4 protein-coding genes are annotated in these 2,899 nt (G+C 66.9%); 1 reads left to right on the top strand and 3 read right to left on the bottom strand.

Annotated elements, in window-relative coordinates; all coding sequences use genetic code 11:
* Positions 1-205: 205 nt before the first annotated feature.
* Positions 206-1,108: a LysR family transcriptional regulator gene (locus tag ACTWQA_RS58695; protein WP_132935056.1), complete on the bottom strand. Its 903-nt coding sequence runs from the start codon at positions 1,106-1,108 to the stop codon at positions 206-208.
* Between the two features lie 188 nt (positions 1,109-1,296).
* Between ACTWQA_RS58695 and ACTWQA_RS58700 the strand changes: the two genes are divergently transcribed.
* Complete coding sequence (locus ACTWQA_RS58700; RefSeq protein ID WP_189142964.1) at positions 1,297-1,602, top strand: DUF1330 domain-containing protein; 306 nt, start codon at positions 1,297-1,299, stop codon at positions 1,600-1,602.
* A gap of 324 nt (positions 1,603-1,926) precedes the next feature.
* On the opposite strand, the gene ACTWQA_RS58705 is transcribed toward ACTWQA_RS58700, so the two are convergent.
* Together ACTWQA_RS58705 and ACTWQA_RS58710 are read right to left on the bottom strand one after the other, a co-directional pair.
* The gene (locus tag ACTWQA_RS58705; RefSeq protein ID WP_443167444.1) at positions 1,927-2,403 is read right to left on the bottom strand and encodes an MFS transporter; all 477 of its coding nucleotides are present in this window, start codon (positions 2,401-2,403) and stop codon (positions 1,927-1,929) included.
* Positions 2,404-2,473: 70 nt separating this feature from the next.
* Positions 2,474-2,647 (bottom strand): hypothetical protein, encoded by a 174-nt coding sequence (locus tag ACTWQA_RS58710; RefSeq protein WP_443167445.1) that lies wholly within the window; start codon positions 2,645-2,647, stop codon positions 2,474-2,476.
* Positions 2,648-2,899: the final 252 nt, after the last annotated feature.

A 2,899-nucleotide genomic window follows, 5' to 3' on the forward strand; every position in this document is an offset into this window, starting at 1 on the left:
CACCTTCGGCTGGCGCGAAGCGCTCAACGAACTCGAGATCGCCTACCCGGGAAGGATCAAGTAAATCAGGTAAAGAGCACTCTCCATTACTCAGAGTAAGAATTTACACACTTGAAGTGACAAGCTCCACGGCCCGGATGGCTCCTTGGCCTCGCGGGCGGGACTGTACGGTTTTCTGGACAGGCCCCGCTTGACCTCTTGCGCGTCAGTCCGGCAGCCAGTGCAGCTCGTGCGCCAGGGTTTTGGCGACGGCACGGATGCGGCGGTGTAGCGGCGACTGCTCGCGTGGGAGGACCAGGTGGATCGTCAGGCTGGGCGCGCCCCGCAGCGGTCGCCAGGTGAGACCGGCCGGTTGTGCCGTGACCGCGGCTTCTCCGGCCGGGGCGAGGGTGACCCCGTCGCGCAGGTCGCGCTGAGACATGTCGAAAGAGACTGCGGGCGTGTGGAATCGGGGGTGTGGTCGGGTGTCTCGAAACAGTGCGGACAGCTGATCGTGGATCACGGGGTTGGCCGCACGGTCCGGGAGTCGCAGCGGATACGCGGCGGCGTCGGCGATCTCGATCTCCGGGTGTTCGGCCAGCGGATGGTGCTGCGCCAGCTGGACCCCGACGCGCATACGCCGCAGCAGGAACCGGCGCACGCCACGGCCCGGCTGTTCACCGCGGGTGATCCCGGCATCGATTCGGCCGTCGGCGACCGCGGGGGAGATCTCCGGTGTCGCCATCGGGACCGCGCCGACCTCGAGTCCGCTGTTGCCGCGAATCAGCCTGTCCACCAGGGCCGGTGCCGTCTCGGCCCCGGCGCTGAGGCTGTATCCGATGCGCAGCGTGCCAAGTTCACCGGCCGCCGCGCTCCGGGCGGTGTCCCATGCCCGGTCCAGCGCCGCCAGCGCGGGCGGCGCGGACTCCGCCAAAGCCGCACCGGCCGTGGTCAATACGACGCTACGCGTGTTGCGGACCAGCAGGGCCGTACCGAGTTCCGCCTCCAATCGGCGCATCCGGGCGCTGAGTGCGGGCTGTGCGATACCGATCCGTGCGGCCGCGCGGGTGAAGTTCAACTCCTGCGCCAGCACCAGGAAGTACCGCAGGCTCACCGTATCCGGCGCCACGCGCCCTCCCTGCCGATTGATAACGATCCGTTCTGAGTCTATCCCGTACCGATCTTTCCCTCGACCGCACATCAAGCCCTAACCTGCGCATATGACGATTCAACTGACCGCAGTACCCGTCGCCGGGATCGATCGATCTGAGTGTCACTTCGAAGTCGGACGTGTCCGGCCCAACACAGGAGGTTTCCATGGCTAAGGGCTACTGGGTCAGTGTCTACCCCGCCATTTCCGACCCTGAGAGGCTGACTGCCTACGACAAGCTGGCCGGTCCGGCTGTCCAGGCTGGGGGCGGGCGCGTCCTGTCCCGGATCCCGTCCCGTGGCGGTCGAGTCGTCGCCCACGAGGCCGGAATCACGCAACGCGTCGTTCTGATCGAGTTCGACAGCTTTGAACAGGCCGTCGCGGCATACGAGAGCGAGGCATACCAGAAGGCGCTGGTGGCCCTCCCCGACGGCTTCGAGCGCGACTTCCGCATCATCGAAGGCATCGACTGACCGGCGGGCCCAGCCATCGCTGAGCATCCGTCACCTGATACGCACACGGTGCTGAACGACGACTCACGAGACGAGTTCGAAGCCATGCCCCGCGTCCCAGTTCGTCGTCGACGTCCTCGACGGCCTGATCGCTGTCGGGCGGATCGAAGAAGCGACGCGACGTCCGGGCCAGCTGGACTGTCGGAGCCAAGGCAGTCGTCCTGCACTTCGCCGGGCTCGCCTGAGACGGCTGCCCCCGGCAAGCGAGCCGTCGCCACCGAAAACGCAAGGTAGGTCCGAACAACTCACGTCAGCACCGTTCGGACCTACCTTGCCATCCGCTGCTCACGGCTCCGAAGACTGCGGCTTTCGAGCGGAACGGACAACTGGGCGAACAGGCCGCCGAGCGCCGGACCCACGAAAGTTGCCGAGGCCGTACATCGCCGACATCAAGGCGTTACCGCGGGTCCACAGTCGGCGCGGCAGGGCCGAGCGAATGACGGCGAACCCCAGCCCGGGCAGCACCCCCGCCCCAAATCCCTGGACGCCGCGGCCGGCCAGCAGTACCGGCATCGCCGGGCTCGCCGCACAGGCCACCGAGCCCACCAGGAACAAGGCAAAGCCGAGGCGGTAGGCGCCGACGTTCCCCGACCGGGCCAGGAGCCGACTGACGAGCATCGTCGCGATCACCATGACGACGAGGCAGATCGTCATGTTCCACGCGTAGAAGCCGGCACCGCCGATGTCGGCGACCGCGGTCGGCAGCAGGCTCGAGGCCAGATAGATATTGACCGCACCGACGAGCACGCCGCCCGCCAGCACGATCGCAGCTCCGAGATGTTCGGGGCCCAGCAGTTCCCGCCAGGAAGGCGGGCCGGGGTTGAATCGGGAATCACGCGGTCATCTCCCTCAGTTCGTCGGGGGCCGCCGTGGTCTTTCCGGGTTCGGACTCGCCGGCCACGGCCATGGAGGCGTTCCGCGCATCGATCCGTCCGCGGCGCGGCCGCCGACCGCGGGTCTCGATGGCAGGCTCCGCGCCGGGCTGCTCGTTGTCATCAGCACTCATGACTTCAAGGCTGTCGTTGAACCGAGCCCGGAGACTTTTCGCCGCCTTTCGTGGACGGTTCTGGCCGATAGCTGGGAAAGCCTCAAGCCTCAAGCCTCGGTCGAACCATGCCGCTCTGCTCCCTGTGGCGAGGTGTGTCAGAGAAAATGCACCAGATCGGGTCTTAAATACCCATCAGTCGCGGGAGGGGTTATAGGGGATCCTGGCGTAGTTCTCGCCGGGCTGCAACCCGGGCCTCGTGCGCGTCCTTCA

The sequence above is a fragment of the Nonomuraea sp. 10N515B genome, from assembly GCF_052245915.1.
Lineage (GTDB): Bacteria > Actinomycetota > Actinomycetes > Streptosporangiales > Streptosporangiaceae > Nonomuraea.

Excerpts from the sequence above, each read along its gene's own strand:
- ACTWQA_RS58700 (WP_189142964.1), top strand. The coding sequence starts at position 1,297 with ATGGCTAAGGGCTACTGGGTCAGTGTCTACCCCGCCATTTCCGACCCT.
- ACTWQA_RS58710 (WP_443167445.1), bottom strand. The coding sequence starts at position 2,647 with ATGAGTGCTGATGACAACGAGCAGCCCGGCGCGGAGCCTGCCATCGAG.